General features: G+C 58.1%; 19 protein-coding genes and 3 tRNA genes. 8 read left to right on the plus strand and 14 right to left on the minus strand.

Features of this window, described 5'->3' with window-relative positions; all coding sequences use genetic code 11:
• Positions 1 to 2: 2 nt before the first annotated feature.
• The 4 genes from ACL9RI_RS25505 to ACL9RI_RS25520 form a co-directional block, all read right to left on the minus strand.
• A tRNA-Val gene (locus tag ACL9RI_RS25505) sits at positions 3 to 78 on the minus strand.
• 207 nt (positions 79 to 285) lie between these two features.
• Positions 286 to 362: transfer RNA gene (locus ACL9RI_RS25510), tRNA-Asp, on the minus strand.
• A gap of 53 nt (positions 363 to 415) precedes the next feature.
• Positions 416 to 491: transfer RNA gene (locus ACL9RI_RS25515), tRNA-Val, on the minus strand.
• A gap of 110 nt (positions 492 to 601) precedes the next feature.
• Positions 602 to 2,758: a S9 family peptidase gene (locus ACL9RI_RS25520; protein ID WP_422729275.1), complete on the minus strand. Its 2,157-nt coding sequence runs from the start codon at positions 2,756 to 2,758 to the stop codon at positions 602 to 604.
• Between the two features lie 275 nt (positions 2,759 to 3,033).
• Between ACL9RI_RS25520 and dinB the strand changes: the two genes are divergently transcribed.
• Positions 3,034 to 4,176, plus strand: a complete 1,143-nt coding sequence (gene dinB, locus ACL9RI_RS25525) for a DNA polymerase IV (RefSeq protein ID WP_422729353.1) — start codon at positions 3,034 to 3,036, stop codon at positions 4,174 to 4,176.
• A gap of 127 nt (positions 4,177 to 4,303) precedes the next feature.
• Complete coding sequence (locus ACL9RI_RS25530; protein ID WP_422729276.1) at positions 4,304 to 5,200, plus strand: recombination-associated protein RdgC; 897 nt, start codon at positions 4,304 to 4,306, stop codon at positions 5,198 to 5,200.
• A gap of 107 nt (positions 5,201 to 5,307) precedes the next feature.
• On the opposite strand, the gene ACL9RI_RS25535 is transcribed toward ACL9RI_RS25530, so the two are convergent.
• Together ACL9RI_RS25535 and ACL9RI_RS25540 are read right to left on the minus strand one after the other, a co-directional pair.
• Positions 5,308 to 5,979 (minus strand): PEP-CTERM sorting domain-containing protein, encoded by a 672-nt coding sequence (locus ACL9RI_RS25535; protein WP_422729277.1) that lies wholly within the window; start codon positions 5,977 to 5,979, stop codon positions 5,308 to 5,310.
• Positions 5,980 to 6,520: 541 nt separating this feature from the next.
• Positions 6,521 to 7,006, minus strand: a complete 486-nt coding sequence (locus ACL9RI_RS25540; RefSeq protein WP_131378134.1) for an asparaginase domain-containing protein — start codon at positions 7,004 to 7,006, stop codon at positions 6,521 to 6,523.
• Between the two features lie 148 nt (positions 7,007 to 7,154).
• Here ACL9RI_RS25540 and ACL9RI_RS25545 point away from each other — a divergent pair, with 148 nt between their 5' ends.
• A complete protein-coding gene (locus ACL9RI_RS25545) occupies positions 7,155 to 7,928 on the plus strand; it encodes an L-asparaginase (protein ID WP_422729278.1) in 774 nt (257 codons plus the stop codon).
• Here ACL9RI_RS25545 and ACL9RI_RS25550 read toward each other — a convergent pair.
• The gene (locus tag ACL9RI_RS25550) at positions 7,916 to 8,929 is read right to left on the minus strand and encodes a D-2-hydroxyacid dehydrogenase family protein (protein ID WP_422729279.1); all 1,014 of its coding nucleotides are present in this window, start codon (positions 8,927 to 8,929) and stop codon (positions 7,916 to 7,918) included. The two genes, ACL9RI_RS25545 and ACL9RI_RS25550, sit on opposite strands and share 13 nt — an antisense overlap.
• 357 nt (positions 8,930 to 9,286) lie before the next feature.
• On the opposite strand from ACL9RI_RS25550, the gene ACL9RI_RS25555 reads away from it, so the two are divergent.
• Positions 9,287 to 11,158: a phosphoenolpyruvate carboxykinase (GTP) gene (locus ACL9RI_RS25555; protein WP_422729280.1), complete on the plus strand. Its 1,872-nt coding sequence runs from the start codon at positions 9,287 to 9,289 to the stop codon at positions 11,156 to 11,158.
• Positions 11,159 to 11,347: 189 nt separating this feature from the next.
• On the opposite strand, the gene uvrA is transcribed toward ACL9RI_RS25555, so the two are convergent.
• Entirely contained in the window at positions 11,348 to 14,197 is a 2,850-nt protein-coding gene (gene uvrA / locus ACL9RI_RS25560; RefSeq protein WP_422729281.1) for an excinuclease ABC subunit UvrA, read from the minus strand.
• A 380-nt stretch (positions 14,198 to 14,577) separates the two neighbouring features.
• Here uvrA and ssb point away from each other — a divergent pair, with 380 nt between their 5' ends.
• Positions 14,578 to 15,081 (plus strand): single-stranded DNA-binding protein, encoded by a 504-nt coding sequence (gene ssb, locus ACL9RI_RS25565; protein WP_422729282.1) that lies wholly within the window; start codon positions 14,578 to 14,580, stop codon positions 15,079 to 15,081.
• 271 nt (positions 15,082 to 15,352) lie between these two features.
• Positions 15,353 to 16,525 (plus strand): Fic family protein, encoded by a 1,173-nt coding sequence (locus ACL9RI_RS25570; RefSeq protein ID WP_422729283.1) that lies wholly within the window; start codon positions 15,353 to 15,355, stop codon positions 16,523 to 16,525.
• Positions 16,526 to 16,575: 50 nt separating this feature from the next.
• Here the strand turns inward: ACL9RI_RS25570 and ACL9RI_RS25575 are convergent, their stop codons facing one another.
• From ACL9RI_RS25575 to ACL9RI_RS25585, 3 genes are read right to left on the minus strand one after another with little or no spacing between them, the layout of a single operon-like run.
• Positions 16,576 to 17,817, minus strand: coding sequence for an MFS transporter (locus tag ACL9RI_RS25575; RefSeq protein WP_422729284.1), 1,242 nt, complete (start codon positions 17,815 to 17,817; stop codon positions 16,576 to 16,578).
• A gap of 8 nt (positions 17,818 to 17,825) precedes the next feature.
• Complete coding sequence (locus ACL9RI_RS25580) at positions 17,826 to 18,149, minus strand: hypothetical protein (protein WP_422729285.1); 324 nt, start codon at positions 18,147 to 18,149, stop codon at positions 17,826 to 17,828.
• Positions 18,150 to 18,164: 15 nt separating this feature from the next.
• A complete protein-coding gene (locus ACL9RI_RS25585; protein ID WP_422729286.1) occupies positions 18,165 to 18,731 on the minus strand; it encodes an RNA polymerase sigma factor in 567 nt (188 codons plus the stop codon).
• A 235-nt stretch (positions 18,732 to 18,966) separates the two neighbouring features.
• Here ACL9RI_RS25585 and ACL9RI_RS25590 point away from each other — a divergent pair, with 235 nt between their 5' ends.
• Positions 18,967 to 20,028 (plus strand): hypothetical protein, encoded by a 1,062-nt coding sequence (locus tag ACL9RI_RS25590; protein WP_422729287.1) that lies wholly within the window; start codon positions 18,967 to 18,969, stop codon positions 20,026 to 20,028.
• A gap of 220 nt (positions 20,029 to 20,248) precedes the next feature.
• Entirely contained in the window at positions 20,249 to 21,028 is a 780-nt protein-coding gene (locus ACL9RI_RS25595) for an acetoin reductase (protein WP_422729288.1), read from the plus strand.
• Positions 21,029 to 21,202: 174 nt separating this feature from the next.
• Here ACL9RI_RS25595 and ACL9RI_RS25600 read toward each other — a convergent pair whose 3' ends face one another.
• Genes ACL9RI_RS25600 through ACL9RI_RS25610 form a run of 3 tightly spaced genes read right to left on the minus strand, consistent with a single transcriptional unit; the run spans position 21,203 to position 25,712 of the window.
• Positions 21,203 to 22,936 carry a M1 family metallopeptidase gene (locus ACL9RI_RS25600; RefSeq protein ID WP_422729289.1) on the minus strand — a complete coding sequence of 578 codons (1,734 nt, stop codon included), beginning with the start codon at positions 22,934 to 22,936 and terminating at the stop codon, positions 21,203 to 21,205.
• A gap of 1 nt (position 22,937) precedes the next feature.
• Entirely contained in the window at positions 22,938 to 24,782 is a 1,845-nt protein-coding gene (locus tag ACL9RI_RS25605) for a hypothetical protein (RefSeq protein ID WP_422729290.1), read from the minus strand.
• Between the two features lie 9 nt (positions 24,783 to 24,791).
• A complete protein-coding gene (locus ACL9RI_RS25610; RefSeq protein WP_422729291.1) occupies positions 24,792 to 25,712 on the minus strand; it encodes an ABC transporter ATP-binding protein in 921 nt (306 codons plus the stop codon).
• Positions 25,713 to 25,867: the final 155 nt, after the last annotated feature.

A 25,867-nucleotide genomic window follows, 5' to 3' on the forward strand; every position in this document is an offset into this window, starting at 1 on the left:
TTTGGTGGGTGCTGAGAGGCTCGAACTCCCGACCTACGCCTTGTAAGGGCGCCGCTCTACCAACTGAGCTAAGCACCCGCTATATCCCAGAAAACTATCCCGACGTTTGTCACCACGTCTGGAAGAGGCACTATTATAGGTAGCCTCTGCCGCTTCTGCAACTGTTACGGCATGGTTTTTTGCAAAAAACTGCCATTTTTTTCAGGATGGGGTATGTGGCCTGATTTTTGGGCCTGAAATGGGAAAAGCCCTCTGCTTCAGGGAAGCAAAGGGCTTTTCTTTTATTGGCGGAGCGGACGGGACTCGAACCCGCGACCCCCGACGTGACAGGCCGGTATTCTAACCAACTGAACTACCACTCCAAGCTCGTATGATCTGTATTGCTGATCCATGAAGCACTGGATAATTTTCTGTTTGGTGGGTGCTGAGAGGCTCGAACTCCCGACCTACGCCTTGTAAGGGCGCCGCTCTACCAACTGAGCTAAGCACCCAATGCTTGACTCAGAAAACTATCCTGACGTTTGTCACCACGTCTGGAAGAGGCGCTATTATAGGACGATGAAAATCCGGATGCAAGCGCTTTTTTCCATTGAGTCGCAATTTATTCTGTAATGCCCCATTCGGACAGCATCCAGGCAGTGTTAAAAGCCCCTTCCGCAATCGCATCATAGCGGCCCGACGCGCCGCCGTGGCCGGCGCCCATATTCGTTTTCAGCAACAAGGGATTGTTGTCGGTCTTGTAGGCGCGCAGCTTGGCCACATACTTGGCCGGTTCCCAGTACATCACCTGGCTATCGTTCAAGCCCGTCGTCACCAGCATGGCTGGATAGTTCTTGCGGGCAATGTTGTCGTAAGGCGAGTAGCTGAGCATGTAGTCATACGCTGCCTTTTCATTCGGATTGCCCCATTCCAGGTATTCACCGGTGGTCAAAGGCAGGCTGGCGTCCATCATGGTGTTCATTACGTCGACAAACGGCACGGCCGCGTGCACCGCGTGGAACAGTTCCGGGCGCATATTGACGACGGCGCCCATCAGCAGGCCGCCGGCGCTGCCGCCCTGGATGATGAGGCGGTTCGGGCTGGTCCATTTTTCGCGCACCAGGTAGTCGGCGCTGTCGATGAAGTCATTGAAGGTGTTTTTCTTTTTCATCAGCATGCCGTCTTCATGCCAGGCTTCGCCCATGTCGGTGCCGCCGCGAATATGCGCCTGCACATAGATCACGCCGCGGTCCAGCAGGCTGAGGCGGGCGATCGAGAAACTGGCTTCCGTGGAAATGCCGTAGGAACCATACGAGTACAGCAGCAGCGGGGCGGAACCGTCGAGCTTGACGCCTTTCTTGTAGACCACCCACAGCGGCACTTGCACGCCATCGCGCGCGGTCACCCACAGGCGCTGCGTGGTGTAGCGGGACGCATCATAGCCGCCGACCACTTCCTGTTGCTTCAGCACCGTGCGCTTGCCGTCTTTCATCGACACATCGATGACGGTCGGTGGCGTGACGGGCGATTGATACGACATGCGAAATTGCGTGGCGTTAAATTCCGGCGTACCGGCCGGGTTGGCCAGGTAGACCGGGTCGTCGAATTGCACGGTTTTCCAGTGCTTGCTGGCGAAATCGTAGATGCGCGCGCGGTTCAGTGCACGCGCCTTTTCCATCACCACCAGGTAACCCTGGAACACGTCGATCGACTTGATGACGGCGTTCTTGTCATGCGGCACCAGCTCCTTCCAGTTTTTTGGCTGCGGCGCTGACAGCGGCGCGCTGACGATGCGGAAGTTCTTGGCATGCTTGTTGGTCAGGATGTAGAGCTGGCCATCGCGGTGTTCGACGCTGTAGCGGTGGCCTTTTTCACGCGGCAACACCGATTTGAAGACGCCGTTGGGCTGGTCGGTTGGCAACAGCAAGGTTTCGCTGGTATCGGTGCTGCGCGCCTCGAGCACAAAGAATTTCTTGTCGTGCGTACGGCCCAGGCCGATGGAAAACTGTTCCACCGGCTCGTGGTAGACCTCTTGCGGCTTGCCGCCCAGGGCCAGGCGGAATAAACGGTCCGAACGCTTGGTGGTGGCGTCTTCCTGTGTCATCAGCAAGGTGGCGTTGTCCGCCGCCCAGGCCAGCGAAGTGACGCGCGGCATGCTATCGGTCAGCAATTGGCCCGTCTTCAAATCCTTGATATGCAATTCGTACTGGCGAAAGCCCGTCGTATCCGTGGTGTAGGCGAGCAATTGCTCATTCGGGCTGACGGAAAACGCGCGCACGGAAAAAAATTTCTGGCCTTCGGCCAACTTATTCTGGTCCAGCAGGATTTCTTCTTGCGCTTGCGCATCATAAGCGCCGTTCGCGCCCACGGGGCGGCGGCAATTGATCGGATACTGCTTGCCTGCTTCGGTGCGCGTGTAATAGTAGAAGTTGCCGATGCGCACAGGCACAGATAAATCCACTTCCTGCATGCGGCCCTTGATTTCCGCAAAGACCTTGTCGGCCAGCGGCTGTATCGGTGCCGTCACGGCGGCCGTATAGGCATTTTCTGCATTCAGGTAATCGATGACGGCAGGATCGGTTTTCTTTTGCAGCCAGCGGTAATCATCGGTCACGACGGTGCCGTGGCGGGTTTCCTGCCAGGCCGTTTTGGCAGCGACCGGGGCAACCGGGGCAACAGCGGGGGCATCGGCAGCTTGCGCCAAACCCGATAGCAGCAAGGCAGGCAAGATGGTCGAACAAATGGACAGGCGGCGTAAGGCGTGATGTGCGATAGACAAGGCAACTCCCTTTATAGTGTTGTGCCAAGATTCTAATCTTGCCATTGAGAAAAGCAACCGTTGATCCCCGTCATGCTTATTTGGAATGTTATGTGCGCTGTTCGTTTCAACTTGCATCCCAGCGCGTTTCAGGTAATACTGTATGCATACACAGTATCTTGCCGCAACCGTCTGCAGGCAGGCTTAACCGCCGCGAGGTGTCCTTGACCACATCCGTTTCTTCACTTGCCGATGCGCGCTACGGAGTCTCCAGCAGCGGGGGTGCCCGCCGCTGGATTGCGCACCTGGACATGGATGCGTTTTTTGCCTCCGTCGAATTGTTGAAATATCCGGACTTGCGCGGCCAGCCCGTCGTGATCGGTGGCGGCCGCTTGCAGCAACCGCTGCTGTTGCCTGATGGCACGCGGCAATATGCGCGCATGCGCGATTACGTGGGACGCGGCGTGGTCACCACGTCCACCTATGAAGCGCGGGCCTTTGGCGTGTTTTCCGCGATGGGCATCATGAAGGCGGCCAAGCTGGCGCCGGACAGCATTTTATTGTCGGCCGATTTCGAGGCGTATCGCGAGTATTCCGCGCGCTTCAAGCAGGCCGTAGCCAATCTTGCGCCGGTGATTCAAAACGTGGGCATCGACGAGATTTATATCGACCTCACCGAGCATGGCGAGCAGGCGCCGCAGGTGGCCGCGCGCCTGAAGGCGGCCGTGTTCGAGGCGACGGGATTGTCGTGTTCGATCGGCCTGGCGCCGAACAAATTGCTGGCAAAGATCTGTTCCGACCTGGAAAAGCCGAATGGCTTGACCATCCTGCATCCCGAGGATGTGACCACCCGCGTGTGGCCCTTGCCGGCAAAAAAAATCAATGGCATCGGTCCCAAGGCCACGGCCAAGCTCGAAGCGCTGGGTGTCAATACCATCGGCGAGCTGGCGCAAGCCGACATGGGCATGTTGCGCACGCAGTTTGGCGACCTGTACACGAGCTGGCTGTGCCAGGCGGCGCAAGGTATCGACGAGCGGCCCGTGCAGACCAGCCGCGAAACCAAGTCCGTCAGCCGCGAAACGACCTTCGAGCGCGACTTGCAGGTGGTGCGCGACCGCGCCATCCTGTCGGAAAAACTGGAAAGCCTGTGCACGCGGGTGGCGGGCGACCTGGACAAGCAGGCGCTGGCGGGGCGCACGGTGGGCATCAAGCTGCGCTTCGAGGATTTCAGCACGGTGACGCGCGACATCACCTTGCCCAGCGCGACGGCAGACGCGGCCGCCATCCTGCGCGCCAGCCGCGATTGTTTAAAGCGGGTGCCGTTCGAGAAAAAAATCCGCCTGCTGGGCGTGCGCATCTCGACCTTGTGCGATCCTGCCTTACTGGTACAGCAAGCGCGGCAAGTCCCTGCGCAGGCGGAGCTGTTCCCCGCCCTGTAGCGGCATTGCCCCCTGATTGATTGTGAAAAAAGCACCGCGCCAGACCGCGCCTTTGACGGCATCGCCATGTCAAAAGTGTAGAATGGCGTTCCCCTGGCAATACTGAAACAAACGGAAGACAAAAACTATGTGGTTCAAGAATCTTCAGATTTACCGCCTGCCCGCTCCTTGGGCATATACGCCAGAACAACTGGAAGAGGCATTGGCCTCGAACAAATTTACGCCGGCGACCAGCATGGATCTGATGCGCCAGGGCTGGGATACGCCACGCCCTAACGGTGGCCTGGTTCACGTGGTGAACAAGCAGATGCTGATCTTGCTGGGGACAGAAAAAAAACTGTTGCCAGCGACCGTGATCAACCAGGTCGCCAAGGCCCGCGCTGCTGAAATGGAAGAAGCGCAAGGTTTTGCCCCAGGCAAGAAAGCCATGAAGGAATTGAAAGAGCGGGTGGCCGACGAACTGCTGCCGCGCGCTTTCAGCATCCGCAGCAATGTGTGGACCTGGATCGACCCCGTCAATGGCTGGCTGGTGGTCGATGCGGCCAGCCCTGCCAAGGCGGACGAAGTGATCAAGCTGCTGTTGAAAGCCGTCGACAAATTGCCGCTGGAAAGCCTGCGCGTGCAGCGCTCGCCAGTGGCGGTGATGACGGAATGGCTGCAAGCGGACGACGCGCCTGCCGGTTTCACGGTGGACATGGATACGGAATTGCGCGCCACCGGCGAAAGCAAGGCCACCGTGCGCTATGTGCGCCACACCCTGGAAGCGGACGATGTGCGCCGCCATATCGCGGCCGGCAAGCAATGCACGCGCCTGGCCATGACCTGGAACGACAAGATCTCGTTCGTGCTGACCGAATCCCTGGCCATCAAGAGCGTCAAGCCGCTGGACGTGATCAAGGAAACGGAATCGAGCACCAAGAACGACGACGAGCGTTTCGACGGCGACCTGATGCTGATGACGGGCGAGCTGAGCAAGCTGATGGCCGACGTGGTCGAAGCACTGGGCGGCGAAGCGACGGCTTAAGTTTCCAGTTCAACGCGATCAGTCCTGGCGGCCCGGTGGCAGTATGCACCGGGCCGTTTTGCATCGTCCGCTGGTAGCGGGCTGCTCTCAATGCTGCGGAGTAAAGATCAGGCAGCGCCTGATTTTCTGCTGCGCGCCACGAAGCCCAGCAGGCCGAGGCCAGCTAGCAACATGGCATAGGTTCCCGGTTCAGGCACTGCTGCCACCGGTGAAGCGAAGTTGCCGGTAAAGGTGGAGTAATTGCCGTACTGATTGCTGGCCGACTCTGCCGTCGCAGCGCCGAAGCCGAAATAAGTGGTCAGGCCGACGGTGTTGTTGCCAACCGCAACATTGCTCAAGGTGATGCTGAAGTTCGCTGTCGAGCCTGGCGTGTACACGGATTGGGTATTGCTACCCCACCAGGTGTAGGCGGCATAACCTGCCGGCGCCACCAGATTTTGCGTACCGTTGCCCGCCAGGTCGAGCTGGGCACTGCTGCTTGCCGACCAGAAGCCGGGGGCGCCGTTGTACGGCGCGGGGTAGCTGGCGCTGACCAGGCTGGCCGTGACGGGCACGAAGATCGTGAAGCCATCGAGGCCGGTCTGGCCGCCGATGCCCTGATTATTATTCAAGACGCTGTAATCGAAGGTCCAGGTATTCACGCCTGCGGCGCTGACCGATGTCGTGACCGTGTATTCATTGGTGAGCGTATTGACTGCCTGAGCAGCACCGCTCAGCGCAAATGCAGCGCCCACTGCAGCCCATTGAAAAATTTTTGCAGCCGATGTGTATTTGCTCATGATGGATTCCTGGAAGGACTGGGTCGATGAGCAAAATATAGCACCGAAGCGCGGGAAAGAATTGCAATTATGAACAAATATATTGCTTTTTTACTTTCTTCGTTTCCATTGAGAAATTAATCATTCTTTTATTTATTTTTGTATCAATATTGCTATGATTTTTTGTTGTTGTCTTGCGACGTTGTCGCAACGTAACAACTTTGGCCAGCTGACCTCTGGATGGCGAGCCACCCTGGCTGGATGATGAATCCACTCCCCTGAGTGCCGGCCAACTGGGAGTGTTGCCTGTCGCGATGATGTGTCTGATCTGCACAAGATGGGGCGCCATTACAGCTGGGCATTTTTTGTCGAGGGTAACTGGCAGAGGCCGATCAACAGATCAAGCCCTTGCTACACGATGCAGAGGGAACGCGTGTTGCGGATCGAAGCGCACGACCAGCTGGCGCCAGCAGGGTCTTGAGGTCGTGCAATCAGCCCTTGTTCTGGCCCACGCTCTTGCGCTGCGACGGTGCCGCAGCGCAAGAGCGTGTAGCCCTGTTTCTTACAGCGGCTGGAACACGCCCGCGGCGCGGTTCTTTTGCACATTGTCCCAGGCAAAAATCTGGCCATTCATGGCCACATACACGCCAGCTGGCAAGGTTTGCGCCACGCCGCAGGCGAAGCCCAGGTTGAACAGGGCGTCGGAATTGTCGATTTCATAGGGAATCATGGCGCCCGTCAAAATCACCGTTTGTTGCAGCTTGGCCGCACCCAGCACTTGCGCCGTTTCGCGCATGGTATCGGTGCCGTGGATGATGACGATGGCTTTTTCCTGGGCGGCGCGGCACGAGGCCAGCACGCGCTGGCGGTCTGCGTCCTGCATGTCGAGCGAATCGAGCAGCGGCAATTGTTCCAGCGCCACGGGCGCCGTCATGCGCGCGCGGGCAATGGCAGCGGGCAAATGACTGTCGGAAAAGCCCAGGGTGCCGTTCAATTCGTTGTAGTGTTTGTCGAAAGTGCCGCCAGTGGCGAGTATGCGCAAAGTCATGATGTGGTCACGATGTCAGTGGAGAATGACGCGCATGATAGCGTGAATAACTGGCGCAAGGCGAATCGAGCTTGTTGCAGCGCCTGGAAAATTCGGCCATCTGTGAGTACACTTGATTCTTTGCCTCGCCTACCGGCTGGATTCCCGTATGAAAGCGCTCGCTCCCGGCACCGTCATTTTTCACCGTCACCGCGGTTACGGCGTGATCACGTCCGTCAATTTGCTGACGGGCTGGATCGCCGCCCGTTTCGGCAGCGAGGCGCGCACGCTTGATTTGAATCTGTCGACGGACGACGTGCAATTTGCCGATGGTGAGGCGATCCTGTTCCGCCGCGCGCCGCCCGACCGCATGCCGCATGCGCGCCTGATGGCGATGGTGCGCGAACTGCATCGCGCCGGTTATCAAAAACTGTATTTGTATGCCTGGCCGAAACCGTCCGGCCTGCACTGGCGCTGGCATTTGTTTACCGGGCCGCGCGACTGGATGCAGCGGCCATGGCGCGAAGGCTGGTATGGCTCGGGCGCCGATTACAACGTCAATCCCGTGATGGGCTGGGGCGATACGCCGGGCGCTTCCACGGGCGAACTGATCGATGCGCTGGCCCGTTTCGATCCGCAAGGGCTGGCCCAGGCGCTGGGCCGCGATGAAGACCACACGGCCTGGTTTGCGCAGGTGTGCGACGCCTTGTTGCCCAACTATATGTATAGCCTGGACATGCAGCGCCCCGATGGCGGTCCCTTGCAAGACAGGCCGCCCGTGCCCGTGATCGGCGTGCGTGCCGGTCTGGCGCCGTATGCCGGGCCGGTGCTGCCGTGGCCACCGGGCTGGGCCGGCTTGTGGACGGGTACCCACGTGCTGCCGGCGCCGGCCATCAGCATCACGGGCGAACCTGACCTGCAAAAGGGTTTTCAGCGTTCTTGAGGCTGCTGCCGCGCGTGTTGCAGCACTTCGGGGTTGAGCAGGCGCGTGCATTGGCCCTGCTCGAAATCGACGATGTTTTGCAATGCGTAGCGGAAATACAGCTCATAGCTGTCGCGCTCGACATAGCCCAGGTGCGGCGTGGCCAGCACATTCGGCAATTGCAGCAGCGGCGAAGTGGGCGGCAGTGGTTCGTCCGTAAATACGTCCAGCGCCGCCGCGCCCGGGCGGCCCGTCGGCAGCGCCGCTTCCAGCGCGCCGGTTTCCACCAGTTCGGCGCGGCTGGTATTGACGAACAGGGCAGTGGGTTTCATGCGCGCCAGATCTTCCTTGGTGACCAGGCCGCGCGTCTTGTCGGACAGGCGCAGATGCAGGCTGAGCACATCGGCCTGTGCAAAGAAAGCTTCGCGCGATTCGGCCGCCGTGTCGCCAGCCGCCACCGCCGCTGCGCGGCTGGCTTCGCTACCCCAGACCAGGATCTGCATGCCGAAGGCGCGGCCATAGCCGGCGATCAACTGGCCGATCTTGCCATAACCCCAGATCGCCAGTGTGCGCCCCTTGAGCACCGTGCCCAGGGTATTGAGTGATGGTTCGATGGATGAGGTTTGCCACAAGCCTTCTTTCAAATGTTGCGTGTACGGCACGATCTTGCGCTGCGCCGCCATGATCAGCGCCCACGTCAGCTCGGCCGGCGCCGTCGGCGAACCCACACCCTCTGCAATCGCGATGCCCAGCTGCGTGGCGGCCGCCACATCGATATGGCTGGCCACCTTGCCCGTCTGCGACAGCAGTTTCAGATTCGGCAGTTTAGACAGCAGCGCCTGGTTAAAACTGCTGCGTTCGCGTATCAGTACCAGCGCATCGAACGGCGCCAGGCGGATCGCCAGCTGGCCCAGTCCGCGCGCCGTATTGTTGAACACCTTGACCTCATGCCCATCGACTAATTTGAAACAATCGAGTGTACGTACTGCATCTTGATAATCGTCGAGTATGGCTATTTTCATGGTAGATGGCCGATTTTATGAAAGATTTGGTAGGGAAATAACACGATACGGAAAATGCTGAATAGCCTACTACATTAGTCAAGCTATCTTCCTACATTTTTGCGAAAATAGCTGTTTTGCGGGTGTACAATCGCCGGCACTTTTAATGATTCCTGATCTGTCATCAGGCGCAATACCGTTGCAGCCGCCTTGGGGCATGATCCAGGAAACAGCCGCTGGCGCGTACGCCGCGGCCGACACGACACCAGAGCCCGCCGGCGTGAACTACCCGCCCGCAGTGAGCCGCAGCCACCTCTCAACGATGCTGCCTGTCTTGCCGGAACGACCAGAATTTCTTTTATTGGTATTGGAGGTAACATGAATCAGCCCGTCATGAGTGGTGTCGCCGCACTCAACGTCCCAGCTTACATCAAACAACAGAAGCTCATCAATTGGGTAGCCGATATTGCCGCGCTGACCAAGCCGGAGCGCATCTATTGGTGTGATGGCTCGCAGGAAGAGTACGAGCGCCTGTGCGCCGAGATGGTGGCCAGCGGCACCATGAAAAAGCTGAACGCTGAAAAGCGCCCGAATTCCTACCTGGCCTGCTCGGACCCGAGCGACGTGGCCCGTGTCGAAGACCGCACGTATATCTGCTCGGCAACGAAAGAAGAAGCCGGCCCGACCAATAACTGGACCGAGCCTGGCGAGATGCGCCACACCCTGAACGGCCTGTTCGATGGCTGCATGCGCGGCCGTACCATGTATGTCGTGCCATTCTCGATGGGCCCGCTGGGTTCGCCGATCGCCCATATCGGCGTGGAACTGTCCGACTCGCCATATGTTGCCGTCAACATGAAGATCATGACCCGCATGGGCCGTGCCGTGTATGACGTGCTGGGCGCCGATGGCGAGTTCGTGCCCTGCGTACACAGCGTGGGCGCGCCCCTGGAAGCGGGCCAGCAAGACGTGAAATGGCCATGCAACAGCACCAAGTACATCGTGCATTTCCCGGAAACGCGTGAAATCTGGTCCTTTGGTTCCGGCTACGGCGGTAATGCGCTGCTGGGCAAGAAATGCTTCGCGCTGCGCATCGCCTCCAACATGGGCCACCAGGAAGCGCAAGCATCGAACGACAATCCGGGCTGGCTGGCCGAACACATGCTGATCCTCGGCGTGGAATCGCCGGAAGGCAAGAAGCATTATGTGGCGGCAGCCTTCCCTTCGGCTTGCGGCAAGACCAACTTCGCCATGCTGATCCCGCCTGCCAGTTTTAACGGCTGGAAAGTAACCACCATCGGCGACGATATCGCCTGGATCAAGCCGGGCAAGGATGGCCGTTTGTATGCGATCAATCCGGAAGCGGGTTACTTTGGCGTGGCGCCGGGCACCAACGAAAAAACCAATTTCAACTGCATGGCCTCCATGCGCGACAACACCATCTTTACCAACGTGGCGCTGACCGACGATGGCGACGTGTGGTGGGAAGGCTTGACCAAGGAAGCGCCGAGCCACCTGATCGACTGGCAGGGCAAGGACTGGACGCCGGCGTCCGGCACCAAGGCCGCTCATCCGAACGCGCGCTTTACGGTTGCGGCAACGCAAAACCCCGTGATCGATGCCGCCTGGGACGACCCGGCCGGCGTGCCGATCTCGGCCTTCATCTTCGGCGGCCGCCGCTCGACTACCGTGCCGCTGGTGACCGAAGCGCGCAACTGGGTCGAAGGCGTCTACATGGCGGCGACCATGGGGTCCGAAACGACGGCCGCCGCCGTGGGCCAGATGGGCGTCGTGCGTCGTGATCCATTTGCAATGTTGCCATTTATCGGCTATAACATGAGCGATTATTTCCAGCACTGGCTGGAGATGGGCGTCAAAGTGGGTAAAGTGAATGCGGCGGCCCTGCCGAAGATCTACTGCGTGAACTGGTTCCGTACCGATGCAGCAGGCAAATTTGTCTGGCCTGGTTTTGGCGACAATATGCGCGTGCTGAAATGGATGCTGGACCGCATCGAAGGCAAGGCGGGCGGCGTGGAAAACCTGTTCGGCACCACGCCGGAATATGGCGACCTGAACTGGGATGGCTTGCCATTCACGCAGCAACAGTTCGACACCATCACCTCGATCGACAAGGCCGCGTGGGTGGAAGAATTGGCATTGCATACCGAATTGTTTGAAAAACTCGCGTATCATCTGCCGCAAGAATTGGCAGACCATAAGGCGGCATTGCAACAGCGCCTGGCTGGGTAAGATCACAAGACCTGAAAAGCGCCGCGCGCGGCAGCCGATCAGGATGGTGAGTTGTAGTGGGGGAGAAACACGCCGGCAAAGACTGGCGTGCTATAAATGACACGCCGGCAATGACTGGCGTGCTATCAAAAAGAGAAACGGCGCAGATTGCATGAGCAATCCGCGCCGTTTTTTTTGGCCGTCTTTTTGTTATTGCTTCAGCAGCGGCCCCAGGTATTTACCCGTCACGCTGGCCGCATTCAGGGCCACCTCTTCCGGCGTGCCGGTGGCGATGATTTGTCCGCCGCCGGCGCCGCCCTCGGGGCCCAGGTCGACGATCCAGTCGGCCGTCTTGATCACGTCCAGGTTGTGCTCGATGATCACCAGGGTATTGCCCTGGTCGCGCAGGCGGTGGATCACTTTCAGCAGCAGGTCGATATCGTGGAAGTGCAAGCCGGTGGTCGGTTCATCGAGGATGTACAAGGTGCGGCCCGTGTCGCGCTTGGACAGTTCCAGCGACAGTTTCACGCGCTGCGCTTCGCCGCCCGACAATGTAGTGGCGCTCTGGCCCAGCTTGATGTAGCCGAGGCCCACGTCCAGCAGGGTTTGCAGCTTGCGCGCAATCAAGGGCACCGGCTTGAAGAAGGTGTGCGCATCCTCCACCGTCATGTCCAGCACTTCCGTGATGTTCTTGCCCTTGTATTGCACTTCCAAGGTTTCGCGGTTGTAGCGCTTGCCGTGGCAGACATCGCAGGGCACGTAGACGTCGGGCAAGAAATGCATCTCGACCTTGATCACGCCATCGCCCTGGCATGCTTCGCAGCGACCGCCTTTCACGTTGAACGAAAAACGGCCCGCGCTGTAGCCGCGTTCCTTGGCTGTCGGCACGGTGGAAAACAAATCGCGGATCGGCGTAAACAAGCCGGTATACGTGGCCGGGTTCGAGCGCGGCGTGCGGCCGATCGGCGCCTGGTCCACGGAAATCACCTTGTCGAAATGCTCCAGGCCGCTGATCGACTGGTGCGGCGCCGGTTCCGTCTGTGAACCATATAAATGGCGCGACAGGGCCGGGTACAGGGTATCGTTGACCAGCGATGATTTGCCCGAACCGGACACGCCCGTGACGCAAGTCATCAAGCCCACCGGCAAGTTCAAGGACACGTTTTTCAGGTTATTGCCTGTCGCGCCAGTAATCACCAGCTGCTTTTCCGGATTGCTGGCGTGGCGCTTGGCGGGCACGGCAATTTTCATCTTGCCGTTCAGGTACTGCGCCGTCAGCGATTTCTTGTTTTTCAGGATGTCTTGCAAAGTGCCTTCGGCAATGATTTCGCCGCCGTGCACGCCCGCACCGATCCCCATGTCGACGATGTAGTCGGCCGTGCGGATGGCGTCTTCATCGTGCTCGACCACCAGCACGCTGTTGCCGATATCGCGCAAGTGTTTCAAGGTTTCGATCAGACGGTCATTGTCGCGCTGATGCAAGCCGATCGACGGTTCATCGAGCACATACATGACGCCCGTCAAACCGGAGCCGATTTGCGACGCGAGGCGGATGCGTTGTGCTTCGCCACCCGACAAGGTGTCGGCGCTGCGGTCCAGCGACAGGTAGTCGAGGCCCACATTGTTGAGGAATTTCAGGCGCGAAATAATCTCTTTTACCACCCGGTCGGCGATCTCTTTCTTGGCGCCCGTCAATTTCAGTTTTTCGAAAAATTCCAGCGTATCGCGCAGCGGCTTTTCCGCCACTTCATAAATCGCCCGCTGCTGCTTGCCGGTGCCGACTTTGACGAAGCGCGCTTCCACGCGCAGGCGCGCGCCATGGCAGGACGGGCATTGTTTTTCATTGATGAACTTGGCCAGCTCTTCCTTGACGGCCATCGAGTCCGTTTCGCGGTAGCGGCGGGCCAGATTGTTGACCACGCCTTCAAACGTGTGTTCCTTGATGACGGTACGGCCGCGCTCGTTCACATAGGTAAACGGGATCGTTTGTTTACCGGAACCGTACAGGACCACTTGCTGTGCATTCAAGTCCAGCTGTTCGAATGGCATGTCCAGGTCGAATTCGTAAAAGGCGGCCAGGTTCGACAGCATCTGGAAGTAAAACTGGTTGCGGCGGTCCCAGCCCTTGACGGCGCCCGAGGCCAGCGACAGATTCGGGAACGCGACGATGCGTTTCGGGTCAAAGAATTCGATGTGGCCCAGGCCATCGCATTCAGGACAGGCGCCCATCGGGTTGTTGAACGAAAACAGACGCGGTTCCAGTTCCTGCAGCGAGTAACCGCAGACATTGCAGGCGAACTTGTTGGAATACACGTGTTCCTTGGCCGTGTCCATTTCATAGGCGATGGCGCGGCCATCGGCCAGGCGCAGGGCTGTTTCGAAACTTTCCGCCAGGCGCTGCTTGATCTCGCCATTGACTTTGACGCGGTCGATGACCACGTCGATCGTGTGTTTTTCCGTTTTCTTTAATTTCGGGAGGTCATCGACTTCATAAATCTTTGCCTCATGCGTGCCGCTCTGCACGCGAAAACGCACGAAACCCTGGGCTTGCATCTGCTCGAACAAGTCCACGTGTTCGCCCTTGCGGTTAGCCACCACGGGCGCCAGGATCATCAGCTTGGTGTCTTCCGGCATGACCAGCACGGCGTCGACCATTTGCGACACGGACTGGGCCGCCAGCGCGTTTTCCGGGTGATCCGGGCAATACGGCGTGCCCACGCGCGCATACAGCAGGCGCAGGTAATCGTGGATTTCCGTCACCGTGCCCACCGTCGAACGGGGATTGTGCGAGGTGGCTTTTTGTTCGATGGAAATCGCTGGCGACAGGCCTTCGATCAAGTCCACGTCCGGTTTTTCCATCAGCTGCAAAAATTGGCGTGCGTAGGCCGACAGCGACTCGACATAGCGGCGCTGCCCTTCTGCGTACAGCGTATCGAAGGCCAGCGAGGACTTGCCGGAGCCGGACAGGCCGGTAATCACGATCAGCTTATTGCGCGGCAAATCGAGACTGATATTCTTGAGGTTATGCGTGCGGGCGCCGCGAATGCGGATCTGTTCCATGTGATTGCCTTGCTTTCAGTGAGTGGTGCGGCCAGCGCGTTGCGGAAGATGGCAGATGACGGGCCACAACGGGTCAACCTGTTACTATAGCCGGGTTTTGATCTGCATGCCTGGGGTCGCCACAGGGGAATTTCGCCAGCCCTGCCGTACGCCCTGACAAAGATTGATATGGATGCGTGCAGACGTGTAAACACTGTATATAATACCAGTATTCAAGTTTCTTGTTTTCCCCAGCTGTGAAAAAAAAACAGGCTGCCGCGTGCCAGATGGCGCGCCGGGAACGTACGTTTTTTGTACCTGGTCGCTTATAATCCTCGTTTAGTAAACTAAACTAACGCGCGGGAACACCGACTTCCGCTGCAGTTCATCAGGAGTTATTCATGGCATCAGTCAACAAAGTCATCATCGTCGGCAATCTGGGCCGTGACCCGGAAATCCGCTACATGCCGAGCGGCGACGCGATCGCCAACATCGCCGTGGCCACTTCGTACAAATCGAAGGACCGCAACACGGGCGAGCAAAAAGAATTGACAGAGTGGCACCGTATCTCGTTCTTCGGCCGCCTGGCTGAAATCGTCGGCCAATACCTGAAAAAAGGTTCCTCCGTCTACGTCGAAGGCCGTTTGCAAACCCGTAAATACACGGACAAGGACGGCGTCGAGAAATACGCCACCGACATCATCGCTGAACAGATGCAAATGCTGGGCGGCCGTTCCGGCATGGGCGGCGACAGCGGCGGCGACGATAGCTACGGCGGTGGCGGCTACGACGCCCCGGCCCCACGCCAGGCACCAGCCCCCCGTCCAGCGCCGGCACCTGCCCCACGCCCGGCACCGAAGCCAGCGCCGAACTTTTCCGATATGGATGACGATATTCCGTTCTGATTCGAATAAAATTGCGTTAATGAAAACCCGTTCTTCGAGAGAGGAACGGGTTTTTTATTTGCACTTTGCTGCTGGTATCACAGCAACATGCTGTTGACATGTCAATGAGGAGGTGCAGCCCCGGCTGCATGGCACAAGTGGTGTAAAGCAACCGGAAAATCAATCGGCAAATCAATCGGCAAAATAAATGGTTAACTTAATCAAATTTGAGTAGATTTACTTGTACAATCAGATACTTGTAAAAAATATAGATCGGCAAGGAGATCGGCAAATGTATAGCGAAATCCATCAATTTGAACCTACCCTGCCGAGTGATCGTCTATGGACAGAACTCTATCCGATTGCTGAGAAAATTGTCATCGATTCTACAAGATTGACTGAAAAAGCGCACGCGACTACGCGCTCGGTCATCCGTGAACTTGTACGACAAATGAACTCGTACTATAGCAACCGGATAGAAGGCCAGAGTACTCACCCTCTCAATATTGCGGACGCGCTCAAGCGTCATTTTTCTCATCGGCCTGATGAGGCGAGATTGCAGCGGATTGCGCTTGCGCACATTGGTGCTGAGCAAGCTTTAGAGCAAGCGCTGGGTGATCATTCTCCGTTATCGTCTGGATTTCTGATTGGCGCGCATCGTGAAATGTATCAACGCCTGGCGCCAGAAGATAGATTGTCTGATGACGGCCTGGAGATCATGCCTGGTCAGTTAAGAAATAAAGAAGTCAAGGTGGGTGAGCACGTTGCTCCCACTGCCGAGTCGATACCGCGATTCTTGAGCCGGATGAACCAACAGTATGAGCCGATCCGCGGGGAAACGCAGACCTTGATTATCGCGGCATGTGCACATCATCGAGGTGCCTGGGTTCATCCCTTTTTGGATGGGAACGGTCGCGCGCTACGATTACAGTCCCACTGCGCTCTATGGAAGCTATCGGAAGGCTTATGGTCCCCTAGTCGTGGTTTCGCACGTGACACTTCAAAGTACTATGAGGCATTGAACGCAGCAGACAGGATGCGTGAGGGCGACTATGATGGACGAGGCAACTTAAGCCAACAAGGTTTTTCGACCTGGATCCTCTATTTTTTGTCGATCTGTCAGGATCAAGTGAGCTATATGTCAAAGATGCTCGATCTGGATGGCGTACGCAAGCGGATTGAAGCATTGATCATTATGCGTAGTCTAAATAACAAGGATTATCGCACTGAAGCGATTCTGCCTTTAATGCATGTTTTTGCATTGGGACCGGTGACGCGCGGTGATTTTTCTCAAATGACCGGGCTTGGCGAGCGTACTGCACGTACGCTTATCGCCAAATTACTGGAGGATGGCTTGTTATTGTCTGATCATCGTGTCGGCCCGGTTCGAATGGGCTTACCGCTTGATGCGCTCAACGTATTGTTCCCTGCACTCTACCCCGAGGTTAACCAGCCTCTGATTTGATGAATTTACGCTTGAGGTAGAGGCGTGGGTCGTAACCAAGCCATACACTATTACTTCGCCACCGCCACGCTGGCGATACTGCGCTGCAATAACCACAGCAAGCCCAGCGCCAATATTGCCGTGCCGACCATCACGTCGCCGATGGTGTCGAAATGTTGAAGCTTGCCATCGGCGCCGAAGGTGACGATGTGGCCGGCGATGACGGAGGCGACGCCGCCGGCCAGTTGCTGGATCGATGCGCTGATGGCGTTGAAGGAGCCGCGCTGGTTGGCGGCCGGTACGGACGACACCAGGGCTTGATACGGGATCATGCGTGAAAAGATGCCGACGAACATCAACGCGTTGATGAAGATCAATGCTGGCAGGCTGACGGCAGTCAAGCGGGTGTAGACCAGTACCATCACGATCGATACCACGGTGCCAAAGATAAACACGCGGAACTTGCCGTAGGCGTCGGCTGCCTTGCCGATCAGGGGGCCGAAAAAGATGGTGCACACGCCCGTCACCAGGTAGACGGTGGGCAATTGATGCATGTCGATGCCCAGGTTGTTAACGATGTAGGCGCTGCTAAATGGCATCAGCATGAAGCCGCCCGTGGTCAGCACGGCCGTGATGGCAAACGCCAGCAGGTAGCGGCGCTCGGTAACGGTGTGGTACAGGTGCATCCACGGGCTGTGTTCTTGCGGCAGCGCCAGGTGGGCGTTGACTGGCTGCATTTTTCGCAGCATCAGCAAGCCGCCGACCAGACCGAAGCCGGCCATGGCCAAAAAGGGCATATGCCAGTCCCAGCGGTTGGCCAGGTACAGGCCGATGGGGATGCCCAGCACCTGGCTGGCGGCGAACGCCGTCTGGATCAGGCCCATGACCCGGCCCCGCATGTGAGGGGGAAACAGGTCGGTGGAAATGGCCAGCACGATGGAGCCGATCACGCCGCCAAACAGGCCGGTGACGATACGTGCCAGCAACAGCATTTCATAGCTGCTGGCCAGGCCGCACCACAGGGTGCCGAGCAAAAAGCCGGTATAGAAAAACAGCAGCAGTTTCTTGCGGTCGTAGCGGTCGGCCAGGCCGGCCGTCAGCAAACCGGCGATACCGGCGCTAAAGGCGTAGGCCGAGACCACCAGGCCGAATTGCGCGGTATCGATCTTGAGTTCGGGAATGATCATCGCGCCCAGCGGCGACATCAGCATGAAGTCGACGATGACGGCAAACTGCAAGAAGGCCAGTATCGTGACGACGATTTTCTGGTAAGGGGAGAATGTCCCTGGTGTTTCCTGGAGGGTGGAATTCATGGATTGCTTCAGATGTTAGGTTGTGCCGGATGGCCACGCTGCGCGCACTGTTGCAGGACTTGTTCGCGCTCTTCCGGCGTCATTTTTTGCCAGCGCTGCCATTGGCCATGATCGTGCCGGTGGCCACGGCCGCGGAAACCGCCAAACAGGATACGGCTCAGCACCAGCAAGCCCAGCGCGCGCCAGTAATCGATGGTCGCCACGCCTGTTACCAGGCCGGGCATGACCCAGTTCCACAGCAGCATGACCACGCCGCCCAGGATGGCCGCGCCGGCCAATAGCAGGCCCAGTTTGGCCAGCTTTCTTGTTTTCATCTTTGTTTTCAAATGCATGATATTCCTCCATCGTTAGTCGTTGTAAAAATCCTGTAGCTGCGTGCGCAGAGACAGGACCGCGTAGCGCTTGCGCGCCAGTAAGGTATTCACCGGCACACCACTGTGTGCCGCCATGTCCTTGAAGCTGATGCCTTCCAGCTCATGCGCGATAAACACTTCGCGCTGATTGGCTGGCAAGGCTTCCAGGGCGCTGTGCAATGCCTGCAACAGCATGCTCCGGGCATACGCCGCTTCCGGGCCGGCGTCGCCCGAAGGCAACAGCAAGTCGAGGCGGTAAGCCTCGTCGTCGTCGCCGTCGTCGAAATCGTCCAGCGAGGTTTCCTTCTTCTTGCGGAAGCGGTCGATGATGCGGTTGCGCGCCACCCGGAACAGCCAGGCGCTGGCCTGTTCGATCGGCGCCGGCAGCCGGCATGCCTCGATGAATTCCTGGAACACATCTTGCAGGATGTCATCGGCATCGGTGGGATCGCGTACGCGGCGCCGGATGAAATTGCCCAGTTTCAGCTGTTCGCGTTCGACGGTGTCGGCGATGTGCTGTTCGTGCGCTGCGCTGGGGGAAGGGGGCTTGGGCGGGTTCATGTCATTGAAGACGTTTCAGAATCGCAAATATTGTGGCGCGCCGTGACGATATTTTTGGCCAGTGTTGTCGGCGCAGGCATGGTGATGCGCGCCAAAAAACGGGGCAATCAAAGAAGCGGTCGCCGATCAGCTGTTTCCAGCAAAAATAAGGGATTTGTTATTGGACAATTAATAAGATATTAATTATAATTGTTGCAATTTAATAATTATTACTTATATGAACTATTCAAGCTTGATGCGCAAGTTCGCCGTACTCGTTCCATTCCTATTGCTCGCTGCATGTGGCGGTGGTGGTAATACTGCTGCAGAATCGCCGCCTGTCGTCGTGGCGCCGCCCGCACCGGCGCTCAAATATCCTATCCCGGCAGGGATGTGGTCGGCGCCGAATGGCGTAACGCCAGCCCAAGGGAATTATGTCTATCTGCAAAGTTCTGCTGGCGATTATATCGGCCGCGGTGCCAGCTATCTGTATACCAACAGCAATACGGCGTTCAAGTTGAGCAGCAATGGCTTGGGTATTTCCCTGAGAGTGGCTGGCGACCAGAATTGGGATGGCAGCTTTTTGTTGCCAAGCGCAGCTACGCAGTTGCAGACTGGATATTTTTCAAGTCTGAGCCGGACGCCATTCACCGATACGGCTGTGGGCGGGCTGGATTGGTCCGGCGAAGGCCGTGGCTGTAATCAACTGACGGGCTGGCTAATCATCGACAAGATTACTGTTGCCGACGGTGTCATGAACGCACTCGATTTACGCTTTGAACAGTATTGCGACGGAAATCCCGCGCCCTTGCGCGGCCAGATCCACTGGACCAAGGCCGATGATGTAGCATCCACCGCCGGCCCACAAGCGATTCCTGCAACGCTGTGGAAACCTGATGCATCCTTCGTACCGCCATGGGGTAATTATGTGTATCTGGTCAACAGCAATGGCGGCCGCCCCGAGTTGCAGACATCCGCCAGTACCAGCATAGAAGTCGATGTAACGCGTACTGCCGCCTTGAGTATCGCCGTAGGTGGTTTTGCCGGATTGAGGGGAGACTTCGTTGGCATGAATTCACTATCGCAACTCCAGCCTGGCTATTACGCAGATTTGCAGCGCTATCCCTTCCATAATGCGGTGAAGGGCGGTATGAGCTGGGTTGGCAACGGACAAGGATGCAATACGCTGAAGGGCTGGTTTGTTGTCGATCAGGTGAGCTATGTATTGGGCGCATTGACATCCATCGATCTGCGCTTCGAGCAAATATGTGATGGCGCCCCAACATCATTGCGTGGTGCGATTCACTGGGCCAAGTAAATCCTGTTCTCCATGGCGGGCGCAAGCCGGAGCTTGATGGCTCGTTTGCCCGCGCTGATGTTGCATAGCATCAGACTCGTTTTTTGCAGATCTCTTGATGTAAAGCTCTTTTTTCTCAATTCCTGTTTCGTGTGCTCTTTTCAGCATCAGGGAAAAGGTTTTTCATAGGAACGGAACTGGGCCTGCATGTTGCAGACTCGCTATTTCGAGAGGAAAGCTGATGAGTATCACAGGAAAAGTCGCGCTGGTCACGGGCGCCGCGCAAGGTATCGGCAAGGCGATTGCCTTGCGTCTGGCCAGGGATGGCGCCGATATCGCGCTGGTGGATCTCCATCAAGAAAAGCTGGACCTTGCCGCCGCCGAAGTGCGCGCGCTGGGCCGCAAGGCCGTCACCTTTGTTGCTGATGTGTCGCAGCTCGATCAGGTGACAGAAGCGGTGGCGTTTGCCGAGAAGCAATTGAACGGGTTCGATATCATCGTCAATAACGCCGGCATCGCGCAGGTCGCGCCCTTGCTGGAAGTCACGCCCGCCGAGGTCGACCGCATCATGCGCATCAATGTGCAAGGCACTTTGTGGGGTATCCAGGCCGCTGCCAAAACCTTCAAGGCGCGCCAGCAGAAAGGCAAGATCATCAATGCCTGTTCGATTGCCGGGCATGAAGGCTTTGCCTTGCTGGGCGTGTATTCATCCACCAAGTTTGCCGTGCGCGCGCTGACGCAGGCGGCAGCGAAAGAGCTGGCGGCCGACGGCATTACCGTCAATGCGTATTGCCCCGGTGTCGTCGGCACCGATATGTGGGTCGAGATCGACAAGCGCATGGCCGAGGTGACGGGCGCTGCGCTGGGCGCCACGTATAAAAAGTATGTGGATGGCATCGCGCTGGGACGCGCCGAGACGCCGGAAGACGTGGCGGGCCTGGTGTCTTTCCTGGCCGGACCGGATGCCGACTACATGACGGGGCAGGCGCCGCTGATCGATGGCGGGCTGGTCTACCGTTGATGCGGCAATAAAAAGCGGGGCCTGAACCGGCGGTTCAGGCCCCACACACTTACAACGCCTAACAAAACCGTAGCGAGCGGATGAGATTTGTGGCTGAGAAGCGGAGCTGTGCGGATGCACAGTGAGCATCGGAGGCCGCACATCGCGACGCGCAGTAGGTTTTGATAGGCGTTCTTAGTTAAAGCTGACTTCCTTGCGGTTATCGCTAGACACCCGGTCGATCAGCTTGTTGTAAGGATCGACGCCCACGTCGAACGGTTTTTCCTTGACGGTAATGGTCACCACCGGATCGCTGCCTGGCAAGATGCGCTTGTCGGTGAACAAGACTTTTTCATCTTTTTCCTTGCCGCCCGGTGGACGCGAGAAGATGGCGATTTCCACCGGCTCGTCATACACGCGCGGGCTTTCCTTGCCCTTGCCGTCGGACTCCAGCTTGGCCAGATGCAATTTCATGGTGACATCCCACTGGCCGTCGGCCCGTTTGACTGCTTTTGCTTCCGTCACGCGGTTGTCGTAGAAGACGATTTTCTCGAACAGGTCCGTGATCAGCGCCTGCTTGTCTTGCGGTGCTTCGGCGCGGATGTAGCCCAGCAGTTCCAGGGTGGTGGTGAAGGGTGCTTGCTGGAAACCTTTATCTTGCAGATAGCGTTTCAGGGCACGGTTCAAAGCTTCCTCGCCGATCTCGTCACGCAGGCGGTAAAACACCAGGCTGCCCTTGTTGTAGTGGATATATTGCTGTCCTTCTACACGCGCCAACGGCAATTCCTCGATGGCTTCGCCGCCACGGCCGCTCAGGTAACGGTCCAGCTCATAACGCAGGAAGCGGCGCATTTTTTCGCGGCCGTATTCCTTTTCCATCACCATCAGGGCCGAGTATTGCGCCAGCGACTCCATCAGCATGGTGGCGCCCTGTACATTGGCGCCGATGACTTGATGGCCCCACCACTGGTGCGCCATTTCATGCGCGGTGACGTAGAACACGTAGTCGATGTCATCCTTCTTGCGCAGGTCGGCGATAAAGCCGATGCCTTCCGAATACGGAATGGTGTTGGCGAAGGACTGGGCGAAGCTCTGGTAGCCCGGGAACTCCAGGATGCGCACCTGCTTGTGCTGGTAAGGCGTGAACTGGGTGGTGTAATAGTCGAGCGACTTTTGCACGGAGGTGATCATGCGCTCCGTGTTATAGCCATGCTTTTTATCGTAATAAATTTCGATCGGTACGCCATGCCAGTCGCCTTTCTTGAGCTCCCAGCGCGCCGACAGATAGGCGAAGAAAGGCATCATCGGCTGGTCCATCTTGTAGTGGAAATAGCGGCGGCCGTCCTTTTCCCAGCTTTTTTGCAGATAGCCGGGCGCCACGGCGATCTGGTCGCTGCTGGTCGATACGGTGGTGTCGAAATTGATCCAGTCCGCTTCCTCGCCAAACACGGTATTGCCGTAGGCCGATTTGTCTTCCAGCTTGGCCATCCGCTGCGGTTCGCCCAGTCCCCGCTTGCGGCGCTCGTTGCGGTCGGTCAGCTCGAAGCTTTTTGCATAGCCGAAATGCGGGAAAAAGGCCTGGTTATTGAAGAAGCTGCCGTTCAGGTTGACCTGGTCCGGTGCGCCATCGTTGCTAAAGCCTTCATGCGTCACGGCCACCGTGAAGTCCAGCGGCAAGGTCGCACCGGGGGCCAGTGGCTGGGCCAGCTTGAGGATGCTGAATCCCAGCTCCTTGTCGTCCAGTTCCACCTTGTGCGCTGGCAGGTTCAGCCAATGCGTTTCCAGGTCGGGATTAAGCTGGATGCGCAGGGTATCGAGTGGCTGCTGGGTCTTGTTCTGCAGCACGTAATGGCCCTTGATCAGCACCTTGCGCTGTTCCGGATAAATATCGACATCGGCCTGGATATCGGTAATCTTTGGTTGTGGCAAGTCATTGTACTATTTGTAGGTTTTTTCGTAGCGGGCCTGCTTGTCCATGGCGATGTTCGACGGCTCGTACTGGTTCAGCACATTCGTGTTGTAGAAGATCCAGCCACCCGTACCGATCCAGGCCAGCACCACCACGGCCAGGGCGCCACCGGCGCTGCTTTTCAGGCGCTGGCCAGCCAGGCGCGCGCGCGCGCCAGCCGCTAGACAGGCCACGCACCCAGAAGGCTTGCGCGACGATCAGCAGTGCCACGGTAAACAAGCTCCAGTACAGGGCAAACCAGCTCCAGCCCGTCAGGAAATGGCCATAGCCATTCATGTCCGAGTACTTGATGGCAGGCGTGGCGCCGAAGTTGTACAGATTATGCTCGAAGTGCAGCATGCCCAGCACGCCTTGCACGATCATCAGTACGATCACCAGCAGGTAGCCGATGAATTTATTGTTCGATAGCACTTGCAAGGTGAGCGCGCACAAGGCCATCAGCACGAAGAAGAAGGCGCCCAGCAACGTGCCTTTCAGGTACAGCGCCAGTTCCACCGACGCACCACCCTTGAACAGCTGGAAGCCGATGGCGGCGATCACGCCCACCAGCAGGTAGCCGGCGATCACGCCGACCAGTGCCGTGCACTTGGCCAGCAGCGGCACCCAGTTGGGTACCGGCATGGCGTCGCTGACATCGGCAATCTTGACTTGCCTTTCCTTGAAGATCAGCTCCCCCGCGTAAAAGGCGACGATGATGATCAGCATGAAACTGAAGCTGTTGCTGATATTTTGCAGCATCAGATGCGTCATCGGATAGACGGCCGTGCCGTACATGTTTTTGGCCACGCTGGAGCCGGCGATCAGATTGATCACGCCGAATAGCAGCATGACCATGAACGGTACGCTCCTGAACACGCCAACGGCGTCGAAGCGCAGGATTTGCCACCATTGGCGCCAGCCCGTCGCGCTCGTAAAACGTGGCGCGGTGCGCGGCAGGTGCAGCGGGGCCGTGAGGGCGGGGACGGCGGCCTGGAGTTTGTTCTTGCCGAACCAGCGCTTGCCGGTACCGGCGCGCTGTGGCTTGAACAGCAGCACGGTAGCGATGAACAGCACGGCCGTAATGCCCAGCCATAGCAGGCGGTTGGCCAGCAGGAAGCCGGACAGCGGCGGCAGGATGGTGTTCGCTTCGGAGGACGTGAAATAGCGCGTCATGCGGCCGAAGGCGCGTACGCCAAACGGGTCGAGCAGCACCGAGACCCACTCATTGTTGATGTCGCGCGTAAAGGCGCCGGCGATGGCCCACAGCACGAAAAAACCCAGCACGCCGACGTAGACCAGCATCATCGAACGGGTGGTTGCTGCCAGTAGCATCAGCAGCGCACCGATGAACAGCAGGTTGGGGATCACCATGATGGCGAAGCTCCAGGCGTAGGTGTGCAGCGAGAACGCACCGACCCGTTGCGGATCGACCCAGGGCATGAGCGGCCCGAGCATGGTGGCCAGGGCGATTGCGATAAAAATCACCAGGCAGGCGGCAAAGCCGGCGGCGAAGCGGCCGAACAGATAATCCCACTTGCGCATGGGCGTGGCGAACAGCATGTCGGCCATGCCCACTTCGCTGTCGCGCAGCACGGCGCCGGCGATGAAGACTGTGACCAGGAACATCGCCAGCAGGCTGAACATGCCCATGATCTGCGCGATGACGGTGGGGGCGTTGCGGTTGATATTGCCGATGGCGCCGCCGATCTGTACGGAATCGCTGGTGGTGACGCCAAACGCCATCAAGGCCATGATGGCGGCAAATACCCACAGCAGCGGTTGTTTCAGCTGGTAGCCGAGGTCAAACTTGAAAAATTCCTTCCACATGGCGGCCCCTTACGCTGCTGCTGCGGCTTGTACTGCGGCGGCAGGCACGGCAGCGCCCTGGCGGGCGGCATTGCGGACATGCAGGAAATACACGTCTTCCAGGTCGGGCGCGACGGACACGAAACCGCTGTCGGGCTGGCTGTCGGCAAACACATTGATTTGCGGCTTGCCACCCACCAGGCGCGTCGACAGCACATTAAAGCGCTCCTGGTATTGCGGCAGCTCATCGCTGGTAACGCTGCGGCGCCAGACCTTGTTGTGCAGGGTATCGATGGCAGCCTGCGGTTCGCCCTGCACCAGCACTTCGCCCTTGACGATCATGGCCATGCGCGGGCATAAATCCGTCACGTCTTCCACAATATGGGTCGACAGTATTACCACCACCTGCTCGCCGATCTTGGCCAGCAAGTTCAGGAAACGGTTGCGCTCGTCCGGGTCCAGGCCGGCCGTCGGTTCATCGACGATCACCAGGCGCGGCGCACCGAGCAACGCCTGGGCGATGCCGAAGCGCTGGCGCATGCCGCCCGAATAGGTGCCCAGGTTGCGCTTGCGTGCTTCCCACAGATTGGTTTGCTGCAGCAAGGCTTCCACCGCTTCCTTGCGCGGGCCTTTTTCCGTCAAGCCTTTCAGCACGGCAAAGTGATTCAATAAGGTTTCCGCACTGACTTTCGGGTACACGCCGAAGTCCTGCGGCAGATAACCGAGCTGGCGGCGCAAGCCTTCCTTGTCCTTGAGCACGTCGACGCCATCGAAAGTAATGCTGCCGCTATCGGGATCTTGCAATGTCGCAATCGTGCGCATTAGGGAAGACTTGCCCGCCCCATTCGGTCCCAGCAAGCCGAACATGCCGTTCGGTATCTCAAGACTGACGTTATTGATGGCCTTGACGCCATTGTCATAGGTTTTATTCAGCTGTTTGATCGATAGCATGTGCAGCACTCTCCTGGGCTTTAGATAGGGTGATGGAATCCGGGCCGCCTGCCTCATGCGCAGAACGCCCTCGGTTCCCGCCGGGGATGGGTATTTATTTCTCGGCAACAATAATGTACATTGTTCCGTGAGGAAATAATTACTTTTGCGACAGG

Origin of the sequence: Janthinobacterium sp. Mn2066, assembly GCF_049319705.1 — a bacterium.
In the GTDB taxonomy this organism is placed as follows: Bacteria; Pseudomonadota; Gammaproteobacteria; order Burkholderiales; family Burkholderiaceae_D; genus Janthinobacterium.

Excerpts from the sequence above, each read along its gene's own strand:
- ACL9RI_RS25540 (WP_131378134.1), bottom strand. The coding sequence starts at position 7,006 with ATGACTTTGCGCATACTCGCCACTGGCGGCACTTTCGACAAACACTAC.
- ACL9RI_RS25550 (WP_422729279.1), bottom strand. The coding sequence starts at position 8,929 with ATGAAAATAGCCATACTCGACGATTATCAAGATGCAGTACGTACACTC.
- ACL9RI_RS25545 (WP_422729278.1), top strand. The coding sequence starts at position 7,155 with ATGAAAGCGCTCGCTCCCGGCACCGTCATTTTTCACCGTCACCGCGGT.
- ACL9RI_RS25590 (WP_422729287.1), top strand. The coding sequence starts at position 18,967 with ATGCGCAAGTTCGCCGTACTCGTTCCATTCCTATTGCTCGCTGCATGT.
- ACL9RI_RS25585 (WP_422729286.1), bottom strand. The coding sequence starts at position 18,731 with ATGAACCCGCCCAAGCCCCCTTCCCCCAGCGCAGCGCACGAACAGCAC.
- ACL9RI_RS25570 (WP_422729283.1), top strand. The coding sequence starts at position 15,353 with ATGTATAGCGAAATCCATCAATTTGAACCTACCCTGCCGAGTGATCGT.
- ACL9RI_RS25530 (WP_422729276.1), top strand. The coding sequence starts at position 4,304 with ATGTGGTTCAAGAATCTTCAGATTTACCGCCTGCCCGCTCCTTGGGCA.
- ACL9RI_RS25610 (WP_422729291.1), bottom strand. The coding sequence starts at position 25,712 with ATGCTATCGATCAAACAGCTGAATAAAACCTATGACAATGGCGTCAAG.
- ACL9RI_RS25555 (WP_422729280.1), top strand. The coding sequence starts at position 9,287 with ATGAATCAGCCCGTCATGAGTGGTGTCGCCGCACTCAACGTCCCAGCT.
- ACL9RI_RS25595 (WP_422729288.1), top strand. The coding sequence starts at position 20,249 with ATGAGTATCACAGGAAAAGTCGCGCTGGTCACGGGCGCCGCGCAAGGT.
- ACL9RI_RS25575 (WP_422729284.1), bottom strand. The coding sequence starts at position 17,817 with ATGAATTCCACCCTCCAGGAAACACCAGGGACATTCTCCCCTTACCAG.
- ACL9RI_RS25605 (WP_422729290.1), bottom strand. The coding sequence starts at position 24,782 with ATGTGGAAGGAATTTTTCAAGTTTGACCTCGGCTACCAGCTGAAACAA.
- ssb (WP_422729282.1), top strand. The coding sequence starts at position 14,578 with ATGGCATCAGTCAACAAAGTCATCATCGTCGGCAATCTGGGCCGTGAC.
- uvrA (WP_422729281.1), bottom strand. The coding sequence starts at position 14,197 with ATGGAACAGATCCGCATTCGCGGCGCCCGCACGCATAACCTCAAGAAT.
- ACL9RI_RS25535 (WP_422729277.1), bottom strand. The coding sequence starts at position 5,979 with ATGAGCAAATACACATCGGCTGCAAAAATTTTTCAATGGGCTGCAGTG.
- ACL9RI_RS25580 (WP_422729285.1), bottom strand. The coding sequence starts at position 18,149 with ATGCATTTGAAAACAAAGATGAAAACAAGAAAGCTGGCCAAACTGGGC.